General features: G+C 60.6%; 2 protein-coding genes and 1 pseudogene. 2 read left to right on the top strand and 1 reads right to left on the bottom strand.

The genetic code is table 11. The features are described from left to right. Positions 1 to 64: 64 nt before the first annotated feature. A complete protein-coding gene (locus OC184_RS19675; RefSeq protein WP_265508874.1) occupies positions 65 to 361 on the bottom strand; it encodes a hypothetical protein in 297 nt (98 codons plus the stop codon). Between the two features lie 707 nt (positions 362 to 1,068). Here OC184_RS19675 and OC184_RS20635 point away from each other — a divergent pair. Together OC184_RS20635 and OC184_RS19660 are read left to right on the top strand one after the other, a co-directional pair. Continuing rightward, a pseudogene (locus tag OC184_RS20635) lies at positions 1,069 to 2,792 on the top strand (AMP-binding protein). Positions 2,793 to 2,825: 33 nt separating this feature from the next. Continuing rightward, positions 2,826 to 3,190, top strand: a 365-nt coding sequence (locus tag OC184_RS19660; protein WP_265508868.1) for a hypothetical protein, incomplete at its 3' end; no start/stop codon positions are given.

Here is a 3,190-nt window from a genome sequence, read left to right as displayed (position 1 = left end):
GCAGCGTTGTAGGCAGACCAGTTCAGGGTGCGGTAGCGAGTAAGCGCGGGCTTGGACATGCCGTTCAGCTATGTCGCTGGACGTGCAATGTGTATCCCAAAAAGGCTTCATGCAACAACGCGAGGTTGCCTACGTTCTCGAGGGCGAGCAGCCGGTGGATTGCAGCTAACTCTCTCCGGATACGAAACGTCATCCGAGTCGCAGCCTCGATCTGGAGGCCGCAGGAGACGACGCGCGCTTTGCCGCATGCACCGCCTAACTGGGCTGCGGCTTCGGCCAGATCATGACCGTGGTTGAAGAAGAGGCGCTGCGCGAGGCTAAGGGGTTCGTGGTGGATTTCCGTGGGCAGATAGTCGAACATCGGCGTGGTTCTTCTTGTTTATGCTGCACCAGTGCGGCAGCTTCAAGGTGCCCAAATCCTCCTTTCAAGGGCATGGCAATCGTTGCTTCGAAATCAACATTGGCTGGTTCCCCAGAACACGAAATGGATTTTCGAATTATTCTCGTGGTTAGGCGCGAGAGAACGCAGGTGTCGAAGAGGCATTGCCGAGGTCAGCTTAGCGAGCCGTTTTTACCTTCAGCCATTACCGCGGGACGGCAGACACGGGACAAGTGGTCAAACGGCCGGGCAGGACGCGCCCGCAAAAGAAGAGCTGGACTGGATACCATGCCTGCGGCAGGATTGGGGTTAGGATGTGCTATCTCACGGCCTTCTGGGAACGCATCGCAGCACGAGACTGCAACCGCTAAGTCCCGAAATTCGCATCCGTATCGCCCTCATGAGCCCCTTCGATGTCCTCGGCACCGCCCAGATCGCTCGCATTGCCTGAACCGAGCGAGAAGGTGTAAGTCGCGCCTCACGCAAAGGAACTTCAAAAAAGGATCAAGCTGAACCACGATCCGCAGTCGATGGGGTTTTGCTGCATTTCCTGATTTCAAGGAAACCCGTTCCCGGACTTAATGAGTCGTGCAGCGGGCAAATTCATGCCATTCGCCATCAATCTTGACGAAATTGTAGGTTAACATAGAGGTCCCCGCCGCGCGGTCTTGTCGGGAGTCTGCCCCCCCATGTTCTACAGTGAAGAAGCCTTGAAGACGTTCGGGGATTGGCCGGCGTTGATCACTGACACCGGCGTCACCGGCTATGCGGGATTGGCTACAGCGGCCGCGCGGTTTGCCGATCGGTTCCCAGTTCGGCGAAGCCTTGTGGCCATTGAAATGGCGCCCACGCTCACCACGATCGCCGCCTATCTCGGCGCCTTGGAGGCCGGGCACGCGGTCATGCCCTTGCCTGTCGGGCAGGCCGAGCAAGCGCGCACCCTAGAGGCGCAGTTTCGCCCAGCAGTAAGGTGGCGCGCCGCGGGAGGCCAACACCGACTCATTTGTTACGGTAACCCAGCCGTGCTTCATCCCGATCTGTCGCTCCTGCTGATGACCTCTGGGAGCACCGGGCAGGGTCGAGGTGTCCGTTTGTCTCGAGACGCTGTCGCAGCGAACGCAGCATCCATCATGGAGTTTCTCGAAATCGGTGAAAGAGACCGCGCGGCACTCGTCCTGCCGCTCCATTATTCCTACGGCCTCTCTGTCCTGCATTCCCATCTGGCAGCCGGAGCAAGCCTCTGGCTCCATCAGGGAACAATTCTTGACCCAAGCTTCCTGCCACGTCTCGCGGACGCGCGGGCGACCGCCTTGCCGGTGTACCCCACCATTTCCGCATGCTGGACACGGCAACTGCCGATCATGGTCTGCCGCAGTCGCTGACCTGCATGACGGTCGCCGGTGGCGCCATGCCCCCCGCCGAGGTGATCCGCTGGAGCCAGCGTATGGCCGAACGCGATGGCCGTTTCGTGGTGATGTATGGCCAGACCGAGGCCACGGCTCGCATCGCCTATCTGCCGCCCGACATGGCTGCGCAGGCGCCGGACGCAATCGGTCGCGCCATTCCCGGTGGCCACCTGTTACTACGCGGCCTTACGGACAACACGATTACAGAGCCGTTGCGGGAAGGCGAGCTCATCTACCGCGGACCGAACGTGATGATGGGCTATGCCGAGGATGCTGAGGATCTCACCCGTGGGCACGAAATCGACGAGCTGCGCACCGGCGACATGGCAGTGGCCGGCGAGGACGGCTTGTTCCGCATCACCGGGCGGCGATCACGCATGTCCAAGATCGCTGGGCTCCGGGTCGGCCACGACGCGCTCGAACAAGCACTTGCCGCTTCCAACATCGAGGCGGCGGTCTGGGGCGATGATGCACATATCTGGGTGGCCACAGGTCAGCCCGACGAAGCGCTGCGCAGGCATATTGCCCGCCTCGCGGGAATTGGATCACAGCATGTCCGCCTCTTGGCATGCGCAGCCTTACCCCGGCGCGCGAATGGCAAGATCAACTATCCGGCGCTGAAGGCTACGGCCGTGCCGACCGATGCCGACACGGATCTTCTGACCTTGTTCCAACAAACTTTTACTGGGACCCGCGTGCGTCGCTCCGACAGCTTCCAGAGCCTCGGCGGCGACTCATTGCAGCATGTCGAACTGTCACTCGCACTGGATCAACATTTTGGTGGTCTGCCCGGTGAGTGGGAAAAGCGCCCGATCTCGGATCTTGAAGGAGCCCGTGCGGCGACAGGCAGTTCCGTGCCGATGCCGCTTCTGGCGCGCCTTGGCTATCCTCGCCGTGGTAGTCGCGCATCAAACCTTCTGGCCCGTCTACGGAGGCGCCGCCGCAATGATCATCCTTCTCGGCATGAGCGTTGCGCAGCACCGCTCGCGTTTCTTGTCCGAAGGTAACGTCAGGGATTCCTGGCGCCCCTGAGCCGCGTTTTGATCCCGTATTTCATTGTGCTCACTGGATACGCGGTCGCGTGGCAGCAGGTGCCTTGGGCCTCCGTGGCGCTGATCGGTAATTTCGCCATCACCACTCCAGAGACGCAGCTCATGCTGCCCTATCTCTACTGGTTTGTTGAAGCCTACGTTCAGATGTGTCTGCTTCTGGTGCTCCTGTTCTATCCTGGCAGAATGCGCCGGTGGTTGTCTCGATCGCTTTTCGGCACAGGGTTTGCGTTGCTGGTGACGTTGCCCCCAACTTTTATCCAGCGTGAGCGAGACTCCGGGTTTGGTTTTTGCCTGTTTGGGCGGGTTGGGCAACGGGGGCTGGCGCGGAGCTTTGTGGGTTGCGCAGCGTCAGG

The organism is Paracoccus rhizosphaerae, from assembly GCF_026162645.1.
GTDB classification, from domain to species: domain Bacteria; phylum Pseudomonadota; class Alphaproteobacteria; order Rhodobacterales; family Rhodobacteraceae; genus Paracoccus; species Paracoccus rhizosphaerae.
This window is presented reverse-complemented; position numbering and strand designations above follow the sequence as displayed.

Excerpts from the sequence above, each read along its gene's own strand:
- OC184_RS19675 (WP_265508874.1), bottom strand. The coding sequence starts at position 361 with ATGTTCGACTATCTGCCCACGGAAATCCACCACGAACCCCTTAGCCTC.